The sequence below is a fragment of the Pseudomonas sp. SWRI154 genome, assembly GCF_014268645.1.
Classification (GTDB): Bacteria; Pseudomonadota; Gammaproteobacteria; order Pseudomonadales; family Pseudomonadaceae; genus Aquipseudomonas; species Aquipseudomonas marvdashtae.
Genome location: NZ_JABWQW010000033.1, coordinates 51299 through 68713, shown reverse-complemented (window position 1 = coordinate 68713; position 17415 = coordinate 51299). Strand labels below are relative to the sequence as shown.

At 61.2% G+C, this 17415-nt stretch carries 20 protein-coding genes; 9 read left to right on the top strand and 11 right to left on the bottom strand.

All coding sequences use genetic code 11. The annotated features are described in order from the left end of the window. From HU806_RS26560 to HU806_RS23185, 4 genes are all read right to left on the bottom strand, one after another. The coding region (locus tag HU806_RS26560) for an OprD family outer membrane porin (protein ID WP_346657188.1) at positions 1 to 299 on the bottom strand (299 nt) is incomplete at its 3' end. Positions 300 to 795: 496 nt separating this feature from the next. After that, positions 796 to 1503: a cupin domain-containing protein gene (locus tag HU806_RS23195; RefSeq protein ID WP_186614750.1), complete on the bottom strand. Its 708-nt coding sequence runs from the start codon at positions 1501 to 1503 to the stop codon at positions 796 to 798. 36 nt (positions 1504 to 1539) lie between these two features. Then, positions 1540 to 2397 carry a GNAT family N-acetyltransferase gene (locus HU806_RS23190; RefSeq protein ID WP_186614749.1) on the bottom strand — a complete coding sequence of 286 codons (858 nt, stop codon included), beginning with the start codon at positions 2395 to 2397 and terminating at the stop codon, positions 1540 to 1542. Positions 2398 to 2601: 204 nt separating this feature from the next. Then, positions 2602 to 3528, bottom strand: coding sequence for a 2-hydroxyacid dehydrogenase (locus tag HU806_RS23185; RefSeq protein ID WP_186614748.1), 927 nt, complete (start codon positions 3526 to 3528; stop codon positions 2602 to 2604). A gap of 288 nt (positions 3529 to 3816) precedes the next feature. Between HU806_RS23185 and gabT the strand changes: the two genes are divergently transcribed. Genes gabT through HU806_RS23170 form a run of 3 tightly spaced genes read left to right on the top strand, consistent with a single transcriptional unit; the run spans position 3817 to position 6342 of the window. After that, positions 3817 to 5112 (top strand): 4-aminobutyrate--2-oxoglutarate transaminase, encoded by a 1296-nt coding sequence (gabT, locus tag HU806_RS23180; RefSeq protein WP_186614747.1) that lies wholly within the window; start codon positions 3817 to 3819, stop codon positions 5110 to 5112. A gap of 39 nt (positions 5113 to 5151) precedes the next feature. Continuing rightward, on the top strand, positions 5152 to 5808 hold the full coding sequence (locus tag HU806_RS23175; RefSeq protein WP_186614746.1) for an HAD family hydrolase: 657 nt from the start codon (positions 5152 to 5154) through the stop codon (positions 5806 to 5808). 45 nt (positions 5809 to 5853) lie between these two features. Further along, positions 5854 to 6342: an Lrp/AsnC family transcriptional regulator gene (locus tag HU806_RS23170; protein ID WP_186614744.1), complete on the top strand. Its 489-nt coding sequence runs from the start codon at positions 5854 to 5856 to the stop codon at positions 6340 to 6342. 91 nt (positions 6343 to 6433) lie between these two features. Here the strand turns inward: HU806_RS23170 and HU806_RS23165 are convergent, their stop codons facing one another. The 5 genes from HU806_RS23165 to HU806_RS23145 form a co-directional block, all read right to left on the bottom strand. Next, the gene (locus HU806_RS23165) at positions 6434 to 7399 is read right to left on the bottom strand and encodes an alpha/beta fold hydrolase (protein ID WP_186614741.1); all 966 of its coding nucleotides are present in this window, start codon (positions 7397 to 7399) and stop codon (positions 6434 to 6436) included. Positions 7400 to 7594: 195 nt separating this feature from the next. Further along, a complete protein-coding gene (locus HU806_RS23160) occupies positions 7595 to 7825 on the bottom strand; it encodes a hypothetical protein (protein WP_186614739.1) in 231 nt (76 codons plus the stop codon). Positions 7826 to 7884: 59 nt separating this feature from the next. Beyond that, the gene (locus HU806_RS23155) at positions 7885 to 8685 is read right to left on the bottom strand and encodes a DUF6630 family protein (protein WP_186614737.1); all 801 of its coding nucleotides are present in this window, start codon (positions 8683 to 8685) and stop codon (positions 7885 to 7887) included. A 4-nt stretch (positions 8686 to 8689) separates the two neighbouring features. Then, positions 8690 to 8851, bottom strand: coding sequence for a DUF2986 domain-containing protein (locus HU806_RS23150; protein WP_186614735.1), 162 nt, complete (start codon positions 8849 to 8851; stop codon positions 8690 to 8692). A 181-nt stretch (positions 8852 to 9032) separates the two neighbouring features. Further along, entirely contained in the window at positions 9033 to 10799 is a 1767-nt protein-coding gene (locus HU806_RS23145; RefSeq protein ID WP_186614733.1) for a S8/S53 family peptidase, read from the bottom strand. 163 nt (positions 10800 to 10962) lie between these two features. Here HU806_RS23145 and HU806_RS23140 point away from each other — a divergent pair, with 163 nt between their 5' ends. After that, positions 10963 to 11712, top strand: a complete 750-nt coding sequence (locus tag HU806_RS23140; protein WP_186614731.1) for a gamma-glutamyl-gamma-aminobutyrate hydrolase family protein — start codon at positions 10963 to 10965, stop codon at positions 11710 to 11712. Further along, complete coding sequence (locus HU806_RS23135; RefSeq protein WP_238350223.1) at positions 11705 to 12313, top strand: MarR family winged helix-turn-helix transcriptional regulator; 609 nt, start codon at positions 11705 to 11707, stop codon at positions 12311 to 12313. The genes HU806_RS23140 and HU806_RS23135 overlap by 8 nt, the downstream gene beginning before the upstream one ends. On the opposite strand, the gene HU806_RS23130 is transcribed toward HU806_RS23135, so the two are convergent. Beyond that, positions 12310 to 12948: a DJ-1/PfpI family protein gene (locus tag HU806_RS23130; RefSeq protein WP_186614763.1), complete on the bottom strand. Its 639-nt coding sequence runs from the start codon at positions 12946 to 12948 to the stop codon at positions 12310 to 12312. The two genes, HU806_RS23135 and HU806_RS23130, sit on opposite strands and share 4 nt — an antisense overlap. 125 nt (positions 12949 to 13073) lie before the next feature. Here HU806_RS23130 and HU806_RS23125 point away from each other — a divergent pair, with 125 nt between their 5' ends. Together HU806_RS23125 and HU806_RS23120 are read left to right on the top strand one after the other, a co-directional pair. Next, entirely contained in the window at positions 13074 to 13628 is a 555-nt protein-coding gene (locus HU806_RS23125; RefSeq protein WP_186614729.1) for a TetR family transcriptional regulator, read from the top strand. Positions 13629 to 13720: 92 nt separating this feature from the next. Then, on the top strand, positions 13721 to 14776 hold the full coding sequence (locus HU806_RS23120) for an alpha/beta hydrolase family protein (RefSeq protein WP_186614727.1): 1056 nt from the start codon (positions 13721 to 13723) through the stop codon (positions 14774 to 14776). Positions 14777 to 14788: 12 nt separating this feature from the next. On the opposite strand, the gene HU806_RS23115 is transcribed toward HU806_RS23120, so the two are convergent. Next, the gene (locus HU806_RS23115; RefSeq protein ID WP_186614726.1) at positions 14789 to 15724 is read right to left on the bottom strand and encodes a hypothetical protein; all 936 of its coding nucleotides are present in this window, start codon (positions 15722 to 15724) and stop codon (positions 14789 to 14791) included. A 278-nt stretch (positions 15725 to 16002) separates the two neighbouring features. On the opposite strand from HU806_RS23115, the gene HU806_RS23110 reads away from it, so the two are divergent. Next, positions 16003 to 17187 (top strand): colicin E3/pyocin S6 family cytotoxin, encoded by a 1185-nt coding sequence (locus HU806_RS23110; RefSeq protein WP_346657187.1) that lies wholly within the window; start codon positions 16003 to 16005, stop codon positions 17185 to 17187. Further along, entirely contained in the window at positions 17184 to 17414 is a 231-nt protein-coding gene (locus tag HU806_RS23105) for a hypothetical protein (RefSeq protein ID WP_186614722.1), read from the top strand. The genes HU806_RS23110 and HU806_RS23105 overlap by 4 nt, the downstream gene beginning before the upstream one ends. The last annotated feature ends 1 nt before the right edge of the window (position 17415 follow it).

Below are 17415 nucleotides of genomic sequence, written 5' to 3'. Positions count from 1 at the left end.
ACGTCCACGCCGAAACCGACCGTGCCTTGGGTGAAACCGGACTTGGCGTCGAGGATGAAGCTTTGGGTCCACTCTTCGGCTTTGCCCTGGGTGGCGTTATCGTTGACGAAGTTGCGGTTGAAATAGGCGTTACGCAAATTCAGCGTGGCCTTGGCATCATCGACAAAGCCTGCGGCGTTGGCGGTCATCGGCAGGAACAGCGCCAGGCTGCTGCAGCTGATGAGCCCTAGGGCATGACGAGGATTGAGGGAATTACGGGTTGGACGGTTATCGGGCGAAAAACGGACACGTTTGCTCACTCTGGCGCTCCCTACTTTTTTGTTGTTTTTATTTGTCATACGTCGTCGTACAACATAGGGCGGATTATTTGGCGGCGCTCGGTCATTGTCAACTGGCCATTACTGCGATTTTTCTCGCTGACAAGCTTTGGCCTACGGCATTCAGATGCTTGCCGCTTAGGAAACTCGGGTTGGAGAGGGCTCTAGGTCGGGGAAAAACTCGCCTCAGGATAGCTTTCAACGGGCGAAGTTATGCGATGACTGGCCTAAGACATTAGTCGAATGCCGGAGGCGGAAGGCTTAGAAGATCGTGTGGCGAGGGAGCTTGCTCCCGCTGGCTTGCGCAGCAGGCCCGAAAATGGGTAGACGCGGTTACCAGGCAGATCGCGTCAACCGGTTTTACGACTGCTGCACAGCCGAGCGGGAGCAAGCTCCCTCGCCACAAGGGCAACTGCGTCCATCCGTCTGCATGCAACAGGGCCAAATGAAGGTGTTAGCTCGCCATGACGCCGCCGGCTTATCTCACCACATAAACCTTGCGCACATAGACGCTGCTTTTCCAGGCGCAGGGCGCGTCCAACGGCACGAACACCGTATCGCCGGTTTTGACCACCAGATCGGTTCCGTCGGCTGCCTGCAAGGTGACGCTGCCTTCGAGCAGGTGCATCAGTTCATGCAGCTTGTGCGGCCGCGACTTGCGGGTGTAGGGCGTCGAGTCCCAGATGCCGATGCGCAGGTCGGTCGCTTCCTCGACAAACAGATTGTGCGAGCGGCACTGCGGTGTTGGGCCGAGCAGGATCGCTTCATCGGGTGCCGCCGAAGGCGATAGCAAGGTAGACGCGGGCAGGGCGGTGAGTCCGGTTTGCTTGGTCGCGACAGACTGCGTGTCGGCACAGAATGCCCAGAGGGAAGCGGGCTGCGCCTCAATCTCAAGGGCCGTGCCCCGGGCGATCACCGCGCTTTCCCCAGGCTGCAGGTGCAGCGTCTGCGCCAGGCTGCGCAGCGTAACGGCCCCGGCATGCACGACGATGGTTTCGCTGAACGGGTACGCATCGCTGCCGAACCGGCCGTTGGCCTGGACCACACCGGCCGCCATGCCGTCGGCTCCGGCATGGGCGATGAGCCGGTCGAACGGGTCGTTGGCGCCCAGCGAACCTGGACGAAAAGGCGTGACAGTGGGGCTGCCGTCGGCGCGTGCCAACAGCATTGCAGTGGGCTCAAGCATCAGTTTTTTCTCCAGAGAAGTGCTGCGGATAGGGCGTCAGCCGATGGCCTGGGTCACCGGCGCGAATTGGCGCACGCCGCCGGTGGCCTGGGGGGGCGTGCCGCGAGCCATTTGGGTGACGGTGTCGACGCGCTTGAGCCCGATGTCTTCCAGCCAGGGGGCCAGGCCGCAGTCAGCGGGAATATCAATGCGCACGAACGCCTCCGGCACCTGGGCCACCAGCGCTGCGATCACATGCCGGGCCTGTGTAGCGTCTTGAGCGATGACTGGGCCGATGCAGCGCCCACGGCCGAAGGGGCGCATCAGGGCGAAGGCGCATAGGCGACCGTCCCGCTCGATGCCGACGCCTTGTTCGACATCGGCGAACACATCGTTCAACACCGCCGCTCTGTCCAGACCGCTGCCGGCATTGGCCAGCCTGATCAGCTCGGCGTGATCGGCCGATGTCAGTGGCCGACAGCGTTGCCCACCGGCCAGCTCCGGCGGGACGGTCGCCAATGCTTGCCCCTGGTGTTGCTGGATATACCCGAACTCAACGAAGCCCTGGCTGGCATACAACGGAGCGCCGGCCAGCGTCGCGTTGAGAACGGCGGTCCGCGATCCGCACGCCTCGATAGCCAACTCCATCAACTTGCGGCCGATCCCCTGGCCCTGGTACTCGTCACTGACGATGACCAGGCCGATGGTGGCGTAGTCGCCTTGGCCACAAGTAAACGCGGTACCGATCAGCCGCTCCTGGTCCAGCACGACATACCCCTGGGCGACGCGCTGCAGCATCGCCCAGTCTTCCAGGCGATGGGGCCATTTCAACTGCACGGACAAGGCGTGGGCCGCCGGGACATCGGCCGCGGTCATGGCGCGATAAAGATAAGCAGGGCGTTGCGAAATGGACATGGCGGTCCCCTGGAATTGATGTCGAGCCGGACGCAATCGTCCGTGGTGGTTGCCTGTATCTCACCTGCCATCGGGGCTGACAAGGGCCGAAAATGAATTCGGCAGGTTCGCTAAGCAGCGGTGGCGCAGGCCGAATTTCTTGCCCAAACGAGACGTCCGCCCAGCAGGAAATACCGAGCCGATTTACCAGCGACAGATGAACAGTCAGTAGCGCCGCTCGCGATCAATCCGCCCCAGCATCGATTCGCCCCGTTGATGCCGACGGATGTTTTCCAGCAAGACGCCAAACGCTGTTTCGGGCTGGGTCATCGCCGCGATGTGGGGCGTCAGCAGGATTTGCGGGTGCTGCCAGAACGGATGCTCCGGCGCGGCCGGTTCCTGCGTCAACACGTCGAGCACCGCCGTGCTGAGCTGGCCGCTGGCGAGTGCGTCGAGTAGATCCGCCTCGATCAGATGACCACCTCGGCCCATGTTGATCAGGGCTGCGCCCTTGGGCAGTTGTTCGAAGAGCTGGCGGTTGAGAATGCCTTGGGTCTGTTCGGTCAGCGGCAGCACGCACAGCACGATATCGCACTGGGCAAGAAAGGCCGGCAGTTGCTCGGGGCCGGCATGACAGGCCACGCCGTCAATCTGATGTTTGCTGCGGGCCCAGCCGGACAAGGCGAAGCCAAAGGGCGCCAGCGTCGCGAGTATCTGCCGCGCCTGCAAACCCAAGCCCATGACGCCGACCCGACGCTGCCGGGCAGGCACCAGGGGATGCGCCTGCCAGCAACGTTCGGCCTGTTGCTGGCGATAGCGCAACATGTCCCGGTGCACGCTGAGCACGGCGAAACTGGCGTACTCGCACATCCCCTGGGTGATGCCCGGATCGAGCAGTCGCACCACCGGCAGCGATGGCGGCAGACGACCGAGGTCGAGCTGATCGACGCCTGCCGACAAGGCGAACAGCACTTGCAGGTTCGGCAGCAGCGTTTCGATCTCGTCCGGTGCCTGCCAGGCTGCAAGGTACTGGATATCCCTTGGATCGCCGATGTCCGGCCAGGCCCGCCATTCGATGTCCGGCGCCTGTTCGGCGAACAAGCGTCGCCAGTGTTCGCCGCGTACCGGATCAGCCTTATAAAGCAGCGCCATGGGTTGGTTCTCATCTTAAATTCGTGAGTCTCAAGCATGCCTCAACGGCGGAGCAGGATCTTTCGAAAGCAGGGCGCAGGGACGCATGGCGCGGTGTTGTAGAGTGCCCCCGGCGGCAGAATCGTTGGGGTGCGAGGCCCATGGAGGAATCTGCTGTTTGCCGGGGGGTAAACAGTCGATCCGGATTTCTCGACGACCAAGTTCGGCTTAGACAATCGTGCCGAACGCTTAACCTGTGGTGACACCGCAGCCGCTTCCTGGTTGCGCGGCTCACGATGGGAAATGCCAATGAACAGTAAAGTCGAAGAAACCCCGAGTCTGCTCCGTCAGCGTGATCAATACGTGCCCCGTGGGCTGGTGACGGCGCACCCGCTGGTGATCGAACGAGCCCAAGGCGCCGAATTATGGGACGTGGACGGCAAGCGCTACCTGGACTTCGTCGGCGGCATCGGCGTGCTGAATATCGGCCATAACCACCCCAAGGTTGTCGCGGCGGTGCAGGCCCAGTTGCAGAAGGTTTCCCATGCCTGCTTCCAGGTCGTGGCCTATAAACCCTACTTGGACCTGGCCCGGCGCCTGTGCGAGATGATCGGCGGCCAACACGCCTATAAAGCTGCGTTTTTCACCTCCGGCGCAGAAGCCGTGGAAAACGCCGTGAAGATCGCTCGCGCCCACACCAACCGCTCGGCAGTGATCGCCTTTCGCGGTGGGTTTCACGGGCGGACGTTGCTGGGCACTACGCTGACCGGAATGAGCCAGCCTTATAAGCAGAACTTCGGGCCGTTCGCGCCGGAAGTCTTCCACACGCCTTATCCGAACGCCTATCGCGGCGTCACCAGCGAAATGGCGCTGCGAGCGCTGGACGAACTGTTGGCGACCCAGGTAGCGCCAGAGCGGGTCGCGGCAATCATCATCGAACCGGTGCAAGGCGATGGCGGTTTCCTTTGCGCGCCCGTCGAGTTCCTCCAGGGCCTGCGCGCCTTGACCGAGAAACATGGCATTGTGTTGATTCTCGATGAAATCCAGACCGGTTTCGGCCGTACCGGCAAGTGGTTCGGTTTCCAGCATGCCGACATCCAGCCGGACCTGATTACCGTCGCCAAGAGCCTCGCCGGTGGCTTGCCATTGTCGGGCGTGGTCGGCAAGGCCGAGATCATGGACGCGCCGTTGCCCGGCGGACTCGGTGGCACTTACGGCGGCAATGCGCTTTCCTGTGCGGCGGCGCTGGCGGTGATCGATGCCTTCGAGCAAGAACAATTGCTGGCCCGTGGCGAAGCCTTGGGCGAACGGCTGCGCCAGGGCCTGCTGGGTTTGCAGGCCCGCTATCCGTTCATCGGCGATGTGCGCGGCAGTGGTTTCATGCTGGCAATCGAGCTGATCAAGCAGGACGATGCACGTACCCCGGATGCGGAGCTGAACCAACGGCTGATTGACGAAGCCCGCGCCGGCGGGCTGCTGGTGATCAAGTGCGGGGTGTACCGCAACGTCTTGCGTTTCCTCGCGCCGCTGGTGACCAGCGAAGCGCAGATCGACGAAGCGTTGCAGATTCTCGAGGGCGCCTTGGCGCGCGTCAGCGTCGGTTAATGGAGCGTTGATCAATGGACATCATCGGAGGCGGTATAGATGAGGCTGACTGAATATCGGGCGTTGTTGATCGACTGCGATGAAGTCCTGGTCGATCGCGACTCCGGCGTCTGGACGGCGTTGCAGCCGCTGCTGGAGAGCCATGCCGGGCCGTCGGACAAGACCGCCGTGCTCGCTGAATTCGACGAGGTTCTGCAAGCCTTGTACCCGCGCTTTGGCGAACTGGGTTTCAGTGGCTTGCTGTGTTTTGCCCATCGTCAGTTGGCCGAACGTTGGCAGCTCAAGGCCAGTTGGGAGGAAGGCATGAGCTTCGCCCGATCAGCGGCGGGCTGGACGCTGTTCGAGGATGCGCCGGGGGCGATGCTGTATCTGCGCAAGTTCTATCGGCTGTTGGTGCTCGGTGATCGCGATGCCGAGGACCGTGGCGTGCTGTGCGAGCGCCTGGGCATCGAACCGGAGGATTTCATTTCCTTGGCGAGCGACCCGTTGCACGATGACGATTGGCTGGCCGCCAATGATCTCGATGCCGAAGCGATCCTCCAGGTGACCCGTCCCGGCGCACGGCCACGAGCCGTTGGGGCTATGTGCTTGATCTGCCGTGAACTGCACAGCTCCCCAGCACCCTGCGCGGCGGACTATTGCATCAATAGCATGGCGGATCTGGTGGCTCAGCATCAGCTGTCTTTACGGCGCTGATTTTGTTAGAAGATGGTCTTACAAACACCAGGCACGAGGTAGGCGATGGAAGGTGTAGCGAAACTGGACCGGATCGACATCAGCATTTTGGTCGAGCTGCAAAAAGACGGTCGCATGACCAACGTCAGTCTGGCCGACGCCGTGGGCCTGTCCGCCAGCCCCTGTCTGCAACGGGTCAAGCGGCTGGAGTCGGCGGGGTATATTTCCAGCTACAAGGCCCATCTCAATCTCGCCAAGATCACCGATTCGGTGACGGTGTTCACCGAGGTCACCTTGAGCGACCACAAGCGTGAAGACTTCGCCAAGTTCGAATCCAATATCCGCCTGGTGGACGAAGTGCTCGAATGCCACTTGATCAGCGGCGGCTACGATTACCTGGTGCGTTTCATGACCCGCAGCATCCAGGATTACCAGGACGTAATGGAAGGCCTGCTGGACAAGAACATCGGCATCTCCAAGTATTTCAGCTACATCGTCATCAAGTCGCCGGTGCGCAAGGATGAAGTTCCGTTGCGTAAGCTGTTGCGGCATTGACGGGACCTGTCCAGGACCATCCAGCCCTTCCTGCCGGTAGCGCCGGAACGCCAAAAGCCCTTCCGAAGAAGGGCTCAGTGTGCTCGCTGCGTTATTCCTTGAGGAAAGTCAGCAGGTCTTGATTGAGACGATCCTTGTGGGTCTCGGTCAACCCGTGCGGCGCGCCTGGGTAGACGATCAGTCGGGCACCCTTGATCAGCGCCGCCGAGGCCCGGCCTGATGCATCGATCGGGACGATCTGGTCGTCGTCGCCGTGGATCACCAGTGTCGGCACGTCGAATTTCTTCAAGTCGCCGCGAAAGTCAGTCGCCGAGAACGCAGCGATCGAGTCATAGGTGTTCTTGCTGCCGCCTTGCATGCCTTGCACCCAGAACGATTGGATCAAGCCTTGGGACGGTTTCGCGCCCTTGCGGTTGTAGCCGTAGAACGGGCCGGAAGCGATGTCCAGGTACAGCTGCGAGCGGTTTTCCAGGGAAGCCTTGCGCAGGCCGTCGAAGACTTCAAGCGGCAGGCCGCCAGGGTTGGTGTCGGTCTTGAGCATCAGCGGCGGCACCGAAGACACCAGCACCGCTTTCTTCACCCGAGCGGTGCCGTGGCGACCGATGTAGCGTGCCACTTCGCCGCCCCCCGTCGAGAAGCCGACCAGGGTCACATCCTTCAGATCCAATGCTTCGATGACCGCCGCCAGGTCGTCGGCGTAGTGATCCATGTCGTTGCCTTCCCACGGCTGGCTGGAGCGGCCATGACCGCGACGGTCGTGGGCAACCACGCGATAACCCTTGGAAGCGAGGAACATCATCTGGTTATCCCAGCTGTCGGAATCCAGCGGCCAGCCGTGGCTGAAGGTGACGACCGGACCGTTGCGCGGGCCCCAATCCTTGTAGTACAGCTGCACGCCATCTTTGGTTGTGACGTAGCTGGCAGACTGAACCACGCTGCCGACTGCAGAGGCGCGGGCACCGGCGCGGGCACCGGCGTTGTCAGCTGTTGCCGCTTCGGCGCCGAGGGTGGCCAAGGCCAGGGTCGCGACAGCCAAGGTGCGGTTGAATGTGTTCATCGTGTCTCTCTCCATAAGGGTCTGTTTGATCTGCCGGGATCGTCATCGATCGCGTTGGTGGGCAGATTAGAGAGAGCGCAGCGGAACGAGAACGGCGCGGGCGTTGATACCCACTATAGGGAAATCAGATACCTGCCACATTGCGACCGTGGCGCGGGAGCAGGCTCCCTCGCCACAAAGGCATCGGCGCAGCGATCAACCAAAAGAAGGCATCGGCCCCAATGTATTCAGAACCCAAATGATCCCTGCCACAGCGACGAGCACCGCGACCAGCAAACCGACAAGCAACCATTTCAGGATTTTTAGCCCCCTCGACGGCCCGCTCGGTGCGGGGGCTTCGGCCATGAGGCGCATTGCTTCGGAGCAACGTTTGCACGCACCGTCGTCGGCAAGGACAAGGGCCCCGCAATATTCACAGTTCTTCATGTTGTATCCAAAGGTCAAGGACACTTGTTCAGCAGCAGGAAAATCGCCGCACCAGTGGCTCAGTATTTATAGACGATGCCCAGCCTGCCGAGGATCTCCAACGCATTGGCCAAGCCCAGGCCGTTCATGGGCAGGCAGGCAAACGCCTGGTACTCATCGAAGTGCGTGCCGATGGCTAGCAGCTTCAAATCGTGGGTTTCCAATCGTGCGTTGAAATACTGGAGCAGCGCGCGCTCCCAATCGTTGGCGCGGTTGATCGCGTCCACGGTTTTGCTGTCAGGCACAGGAATTTCAATGCCCAGCTCCTGCAGCGGGGTGAGGGCGTTGATGGCGTAGACGCCGGACAACGACCATTCCTTCCATTCGAACTCAGCCAACCGATGGGCCTCGGTGAGTGCCGATTGCACTTGCGTCCAGGCCCAGTCCCATTGGCCGGTAGGGGCTGGCATATTCTCGATCAACGCCTGCGCATGCGCCTCGTCGAACAGGCAGTCGAACAGGTCCGCCAGGGTATCAACCGGATCCGGGCCCGGTCCTTGTCCTTGAGTGTCCAGGTCGCGGCTCAAGCGTTGCCAAAGACTGGCCAACTCCACCCAATCGTCATCGTCCATGTCATCGTCGATCACCTGGGCCTTGTGGCCTCGGTGGTAGTTGTCCAGGCGCGTCTTGCGCACACGGACCGCGTCCTCGGCGACATTCACTTCATAACTGCTGTGGTCCAGGTAATTGGTCTGGAACATGATGCGGTCGGGAAAAATGTCGTGGACGAGGCTTTCCTCCGCATCGAAGTAGCTCGCGCCCTCGGGTTTGCCGTGAGCAGTGATGATGCGTTGAAGCGACAGCGGATCGATGGAGGTCAAAGGATCAGCCCTCAGGGGACACGATCGTGTCTGCATTGTCTTCAGCCGCCAGTTTCAATCGGTCGGCTTTGCTGATGTATTTATCCTTGCTCTTGGGCGCCAACTTGGCGCTGGCCTTCTTGGCGTTGGCCTTGAGCAGCTGGTTGATTTTTTTACGGCGATTCATGTTGGCTACTCGGGCTCGCAGGCGCTGGGAATTGGGGGATTTAACGCTCGGTTGCAGGCATTTTCAAGAAACGCTTTTCGCAAGCAGGGCCTGGCACTCGGGCGGCTGTACGGCCGCCAGCCGCTGTTGTCCTTCGAGGTTGGTGCAATCCACCTATCTATTGGCTCCGTGACCCTTTGAATCAACGCACCCGGCTGCGACTCTGCACCGACAGGTCCAAGGCCTTTTGCATGTCCAGCCGCGCCGAACGGCCGACGTCCTTATCGTTAAGCTGGTAGTTGCGCTCCGACGGCAAGATTGGCGCGGTGAGGTCTTCGCCATCCATTTGCTCGAAGTCGTGATTGTCGCCGATGGTCATGGCGCTGCGGCGCAGGAGCATGCGCAGTTGCTCGGGATGAAGTTGCGGATTGATCGATAGCATCGCGGCCAACAAGCCCGTGACCATCGGCGTGGCGTAGGACGTGCCGCAATGCACCGCGCCGTCCTGGCCGGTATTGACCGTCGAGGCGTGGGTGCACGCGGCGGCGGCAATGTCGACGCGCATGTCGATGTTCGAGGAGTTGCGCTTGACCGCATAGCCCGGGTCGTCGACAGCCACCCCGGCGCGTTCGCTGCGCTGGTGCCCGCCGACCACCAGCAGTTGCTCGGTGATGAACGAGGAGGGCAGGCGGTATTCGTCGGTGCCGGAGAATGATGAGCCGTTGCCGGCGGAATTCACTACCACGACGTCGGGATGTTCCTTGCGCAGCCACAGGAAAAATTCCTCCAGCAACTCTTCGTAGCCGCCCATGGCGATGCCCGAACGCAACAGCGAATCCACGTCATCGCCCTTGACGTCCTTGGCGCCAACGCGGTGAATACCCCAGCTCCAATTGAGCACACGCACGCCGTCTTCGACGAGGTTGACCGAGGCCGCGATGTTAGCGGTGATACCGGCGTCGGAATTACGCTCGACGATCACTTCGAAACCGCCGCTGGCCTTGTCCAGGCCACGGAGGAAACCGGTATTGCCGCCGTCGTTCCAGCGTGCGGCGAGAATGCCGGCGACGGTCGTACCATGGTTGTCCGGCTTGTCCGCGTCGCGGGCATAGACGCAGGTGCGCGGCACCGAACAGGCACCGAGGTAATCGGCGAAATCCGCCGTGTCGAAATCCACGTCGCGCTCGATCAAGCCGATGCGCACCGGCTGCGGTCGGATCGGCGCCTGCTGCCCGGGAATGCGCCGCTGGTAATAATGCACGGCGTCGAGGAAGCGGTTCGCGGACCATTCATCAGAGTCCTGATCCGGTTTTTTCGGTTCCTCTGGTTGGGCGGGCGCTTGCTCGGCCTCTTCGGCTGCGGACTCCTCGATCACCACCGCATCGACACTGGTCTCGCCGCCCAGGCGCAGCACCAACGCATCGCGCTGCACCAGATCCTTGGCCGGCAGGCGCAGCTGATAGACGTTCAGCGGCGCGATACTGCCGACCACCGTCGCCCCGTACTTGCCCGCCAGACGCTCAGCTTCCTGGCGGCCATCGTGGCTCTCTTCGATCAGCACGCTGACCAGATCCACGTATGTGGTCAGCCCGTCCATGTTCTTCGCCACTTCACTCGGCCCGGCGGCCAGCACGTGGCTGTTGCGCAGGGTCAACCAGACGGCATTACTGGCGCGCGGACCCTCCTCCAGCCAGAGTGGGCCACTCTGGTAATCGGCGCTGCCCAGGCGTACGCGCAGGTTTTGTCCTTCACGTTGAATGCTCTCGGCGGGAATCGCTTTTTCACCCAGTTTCAGTTGCGGCGTTGCGTCACCCAGCCCGCGCGCGGTGAGGCACCATTGCTGGCGCTGGCTTTCGAGCAGGTCGCCGCAGCGCTTCAGGCTTTCCAGGCGCAACGGTTCTTGTGCCAGTGCAATCGTGCTGGCGGACAAGCTGAACAACGTGACGAAGGCAGCGGATCGTAAGCGCATGAGTGAGGTTTCTTTGCCGGGGATTGCTGTTCCGACCGTTGTGTCGCGAGCTTCGTTCAGCCCCGGGATTCGATCCATGGCGGTCGTCATCGAAATGGAACAACCGAACCCGCGCCACAATCGGATTCATAAACGTCTGAGACCTAAACGGTCAGGGAGTCCCATGTCTCGTCCGCCCATGATTGGAGTCATCGCTTGTTCAGGCAAAATCGGTCCGCATACCGTCCAGCTCAGCAACGACAAATACGCCGAGGCCGTCGCCACCGCAGCGCAAGGGCTGCCTGTCATCCTGCCGGTGTTCCCAGCGTTGCTTGACCCGGCCCAGATCATCACCAGCCTGGATGGGCTGCTGTTCACCGGATCGCCTTCCAATATCGAACCCCATCAATACGGCGGCCCGCCCAGCCCGCCGGGCACCGAGCACGACCCGGCCCGCGATAACCTGGCGCTGCCGCTCTGGCGCGCCTGCGTCGAAGCCGGTTTGCCGGTACTTGGCATCTGCCGGGGCTTCCAGGAAATGAACGTCGCCTTCGGCGGCACGCTCCATCAGCAACTCGACGGACCAGGCGCTGAACACGAACCGCCGAGCAACGAACCCGTCCAGGAGCAGTACGCCCGCACACATGCCCTGATGGTGCGGCCGGGTGGCGTGCTGACGCGGTTGGGCCTCAAGGACGTAATTGAAGTCAACTCCGTCCACGGCCAAGGCATCGCGCGGGTGGGGCAGGGCTTGCGCATCGAGGCCGTGGCAGAAGACGGATTGGTCGAGGGGCTTTCGGTGGAAGGCAGTCGGGCGTTTGCCTTGGGCGTGCAATGGCATCCGGAATGGGAGGTGATGGAGAACGCCGATTACCGGGCGATTTTTCGCGCGTTTGGGGACGCGTGTCGAGCGCGGGCGGAGAAAGATGCTTGACGCAACTACTTGGTTTCTAGATGCTGTAGCTGTCAAGTATCTGGAAGCTAGGCCGTCGTGGCGTTCGTTCACGTTGTTTTCCGGCCACCAGGTGCGGGCAAATCGACTCTCGCGGGCAACAGAATGCCAAGCCCGATTCGAGCGTCCCTTCCCAAAGAGCTGGAGTAATGCCGCAATGTCTGAAGATTCATCCACTGCAACCACCGCGAACGGATCGATGCTTGATCGCTGCATTCGCCTGTCACGCGCCTACACTTCTGCTGCGCGGCGGGTCGACGCCAAGCTTTCCGCCGTTCACGGCCTGAGCTTCAGCGATTTCATGATTTTGTATCACCTCAAGCATGCCCACAATGCCCGGCTACGGCGCGCTGATCTGGCTGAGGGCATGGGCCTGACGGCGTCTGCCGTCACCAAATCCCTGCTGCCGCTTGAAAAAATTGGCTTGGTGTCCCGACAAAGCGACCCGCGAGATGCCCGTGTGGGTTATGCCTGCCTGACCGCTACCGGCGAGCAGGTGTTTACCGATGCGAAGGTCTCTGCGGAGTTTGCTTGCCAGGAGGTCTACGAGGCGATGGTGGGGGAATGGAATCGGGCGGGTTAAGCACCCTGGGAAACCGCATGAATGCATTTAGGTGCCAATTTGCCCTGGCTAAGGCTCAAGTCGATCAGCCTCTCAAAAAACGCCTGCTGCCCGGCCGGCAGGACGGGCAGCAGCGTCGCCCGACGCTTGTCGACGTCAAACCAGGACTCCACCAGCCAGCCCACCAGATAGAGCGCAGCCAGGCACCCGCCGGCGGTTGCGATATTGCCCTGACAGACCAGCGGCTGGTCCACCGGCTCGATGCCCAGGGCCAGCAAGCCTGATCGAGCGTCTGGGTGAGTCGTTGCACGGCGGTCGGTCAGCAATCCAAGCCGTTCGAGAATGAAGGCCCCGGCGCAGATCGAGCCGATGCGCTGCCGGCGGGCATCCAGTTGAAACGACGGCAGGAAATCCGCTGCGGCAAGCGCCGCGGGTATGCCTTCCTTGCCGCTGACAAACACTACCGCGTCCGCGCTGTTGGCCTCGCATAGCGGGCCATGCACCGAGACCGGCAAACCGTGCGCCGATGTCACGACAGGGCTGGAGCCCAAAATTCGGACGTGCCAGTCTTCGGTGTTGCGGCCTAAGATGTCCCACATCAGGAACAGGTCGATGTCGGTGAATTGGTCAAAAGCGACCAGGGCGATAGTCTTCAAGGCGAACTCCATGGACGTGCAGCGTGCAAGACGCAACGCCTGCCTTTGCTGGGAATTCGTAGCGTAACAATCGGTTTCGCACCCTACACAGCCTGTATGGTGCAATGAAAGGGAGTGCAATAACCGTGAGCAAACTGACTCGCAACCATTGGGTTGCGGCGGGTTTCGAGGCCCTCGATCAGGCGGGACACGCAGGCGTCTCGGCCGAGCGCCTGGCGCGTCGATTGAACGTGACCCGTGGCTCGTTCTATCACCACTTTCGCAACCGCGAAGACTTTGTCCGCACCTTGCTCGCGGCCTGGGAAGAAGACTACACCGAGCGCATGCTCACCTATGCCGGGCAGGGCCGCAGCGCGGCGCAGACTTTGCAGCGCTATCTGCGTATTGCCGCCGAGAAACAACCTGGGCGGGAAGTGTCCATCCGAGCCTGGTCGCTGCGCGATCCGTTGGTTGCCGAGTTTCAGCAGCGTGTTGATGCAAGAAGGCTGGCTTTCGCCATACAGGCTTGTCGACATATAGCCCCTGCGCCTGGCCAGGCAGAACTCCTCGGGCAGATGGCGCATCTGTGCCTGATCGGAGGGCAAGAGTCGGGGATGCGACGTGACGCGGCGCGCTTCAGCGGTTTCCTGAACCGCGCCTTTTCACTCGTCGAGGGGGTTATTGCACCGTGGCGGGCGTGAGCTGGAATTTTCTCGCAACAGCCACGACGATCCGAAAGTGGGCTTTAATGCTCACGCAGATTTTCTGCTGATCCGATCAAGGAAGAACGACATTGAAAATTTCTTTTGGCGCTTTGTTGTTGGCGTGCCTGGCCTCGCCCGCGCTTGCTGGCGAAAACCCTATCGGTTTCCGCGCTTCCACCCTGTCAGGTCCCCCCAGCGACCGTCCCCTGGAGATGGTTGTCTGGTACCCGAGCGCAACTGCCGCCGCCCCGCAACTGATCGCCGATAACGCGGTGTTTGTCGGCGCTTCTGCCGTTCATGACGCGCCGCCTTCAACTGGCGAGCATCCACTGGTACTGCTTTCCCACGGGTACCGAGGAAACTGGAGCAACCAGGCCTGGCTGGCGAGCGCCTTGGCTCATAAGGGCTATATCGTCGTCGCCGTCAATCATCCAGGCACCACCACCCATGACCGAAGCCCTCGGGCAGCGGCGCAGCTTTGGCAGCGACCCGTTGACCTGCGCCGGGCCATTGATGGGATCACGACTCAAGCGGAAAAATTTGGCCAGGTCGCCAATGGCCGAGTTGCAGTCGTGGGCCATTCGCTTGGCGGCTGGACTGCCCTGGAGATTGCTGGTGCTCGTTTCGATCCCGACCGATTCGCCCAGGATTGCAAAGGCCATCCGCAGTTATCCAGTTGCACCGTCTACGACCAGATAAACCCGGCGAACACTTCAGAATCGCGGGCCGCACTGGCCGCCGATTGGCGCGATAAACGCGTCACTGCCGTGGTGGCGCTGGACCTGGGCCTTTCCCGGGGCATGACCGACAAAAGCCTCGCCGCATTGCCGGTGCCCGCTCTGGTGATCGCGGCGGGCGTGCCCTCGCAAGAGCTTCCCGCCGAACTGGAATCGGCAAACCTCGCCAAACGCTTGCCGGCGGCATCCAGCCGTTACGTGGAGATCAGCGATGCCAGCCATTTCAGCTTCATGTCGCGGTGCAAACCTGGCGCGCAGGAAATACTAGAGGAGGAAGTGCCGGGCGATGGCATCATCTGCCGGGACGGCGATAACGGTCGTGCTCGTGAGGCGATTCAACAGCAGGTCGTATCGCTGATAACGGAGTTTTCGGCGCAGTCGCCGGGCATGGAGGAGGGCAGTCGGTAAGCGCGCTCATCATCAAGGATCGGATTTCATCCGCCCCTGGATCGCCACGCGCAGGCAGCCCCAGGCGATGACGCCAATAACCAGCAACTCGGCTATGCCGATCAGCACGTGGAATGAGAAGGCCATCGGTTGCTCGGTCCAATAGAAGGTCGTCGGGCGGGAGATGCCGATGCTCAGTCGCCCGGTAAACAGCGCGCGCAGCAATGCGATGATCCGGGTCAGCTCGAACACTGCGAGGAAGGTGCCAAGCAAGGCGAGGAGGGCGCGTGCGGGGATGCCCAGTCGATCACCCGTACCAGCGCAAGGCATGGGTGCCTTTGCGTTGCGCTGCCTGGCGATCTTCGTTGGGGGTGGAGCAGGCCTATAGGCAGCCGACGCACCGGTCGCCGAACCCATGACCACTTCGGCGGGGACTGCCATCTTCAAATAGTCGGCCAGTTCGTTCAGCCACACGTTGGTGCGTTTGCGTCCCGGCGTTACCGGAACGTTGTCGGTCGTCAGGCGATGCTCGGTGCCATCGCGCAGCACCAGCCATAACTGAGTGCGGGCTGGCTCGGCCTCGGGGCGGCGGCGAAGTTCGAGGGATTTGGCGGCATCGATCCTGAACACCGAATGCACTCGCTCGCGACGTCCGAAAACATTTCGGGTGCGGCGTTTGCCTTCACCGTCCAGGCGCGATAACAGCAAGGTCTCGCGGGTGCCGGAGTAAATCAGTAGGAGCAGGCCAGCGGCAGGAATCAATAGCAGCCCGAGCACGGTAAGAAGTGTAGCCAGCGGGTCCACACTCGCCAGTGGCGAATCTGCTGTGGCAATCGCCAGGACGGCCGCCACTGGAAAGGTCAAAGCCATCGCGCTTGTCAGCAGCACGAATCCGCTCTGCACCCGGTTAATCGAGTGGATGTGCAGGTCATCCCGCGCGGTGCGTTCGAACCGATGACCTATCAACATGCAGACATCCTGGAGCAACCTTTAAGGCTGCTTGTAAGGCCGTGGACAGCAATTGCATGCCGCAGGCCGCGATGGTGTTTTACGCAGCGCAGGATACCTCATGCCGAGTGTAGGCGTGTGGGGCAGGCCGTGTTTTCGCCGGCGAGCCTTGAGCGCTGATTCCCGACCTACAACGCTTGATGAAAACGGAGCTGGCAGTAAAGGAAACCTCCTACATCGCCGATTTCGTTGCGTGCGTTAGCGTCCGTCCTGGATTTTCAAGATGAGATTCGCGACTTGTGACCACACGGCCAAAAGACCTGCCCAGGATCCGTAACCCAAGTTCCGGCGAAGGGCACACCGCCTCCTATCGAGACATGACCTCCAGCGAAGTGGCCGAGTACGAAGCGCTCCAACGCGGTCATGAAGCCATGCTCGCCCGCCAGGCCGCCTATGCGAAAGAGCGCTGGGCCAAGGTGGATAAAGAGCCCCTCGTCACCATCGGGTCCGTATTCGCCAAAAGCTGCGCGCTACCCAACGGCATCATTGATTACAGCAACCCCAACGGTTACATCCCGCCGGACTTGGTCAAGCAGTACGGCGAGCTGACGTGGCTGGGCGGTAGGGGGCCTGACGCTTCGGGAGTCCTTCCCCTCGAGCAGATCGGCGCAAGTGCAATCCCCGTTACCTTGGGCAGACTCGCGCTAAGCGGCTCCGCTGTGGCAACGACTGGAGCAGTTGGCGGCACGGTCGGCGCGGCACTGTTGACCGGCATCGTTGCCTTGCTCTGGCCGTCCAGCCTGGGCGATAGCGCCCTCTACAGCGAAGAACAACTGCGCAACCTCAAGCAGGCCCGCAGCCGCATGCGCCTGACTATCGAACAACAGGCCGACGGCAGCCTCAAGGGCTATGGCTTCTACACCGGGCAGAACCGCGATTGGGAAATGGTCGACATCGTCCAATTCACGCCTCGCGCCGATCAATACGTCGCCGACCTAGGCGACGGCATCGAACTGATCTGGACCCCGGCCATCGACCCCTCCGACACCCTCGGCATCCCCGCCCTGGAGGCCGCGCCCCTGGCCCCGCACATCTGGATCTACCCGCCGACGCCAGTGGCAGACAGCATCATCGTCAACCCGATCTATCCGCCGGAGTACAAGGATTTCATTCTGGTGTTTCCGGCGGATTCGGGGGTTCGGCCGGTTTATGTGGTTTTGGGTACGGCTCATCATGACTATTTCCCGAAACCAGACTTCCTACCCGCATTTCCAAGTGCAAAATGGACTCCATCCAAGACGCGTATGAAAGGCGGAGGGTTACGTCCGCGCTGGAAGGATAAAGAGAAGTTTATTTATGAATGGGATTTTCAACATGGCGCGGTAGAAAAGTACAACAAGCGAGGGAAGCACCTGGGCGAGTTTGACTATGTTACGGGTGCCCAAACGAAACCAGCCAACACATCAAGGTGGATTGAACCATGAAATACAAAATAATGGGTGTCATCGAAGGAGACGACTTTGCGTCATATGAAAAAACGCTCTGCATCGATAACCAAGATCTGGCAAAGATAATGGGCTGGGTAAAAAAGGAGGAGTCTCTATACGATTACGAATTGACTGCCGTTCAAGTAGATGCGCTGGAGGAGGCTTGCTCGATAGAGCTCCCCCGAAAACTGTTGTTATATTTAACCACCAGTAGCGAACAGTGAT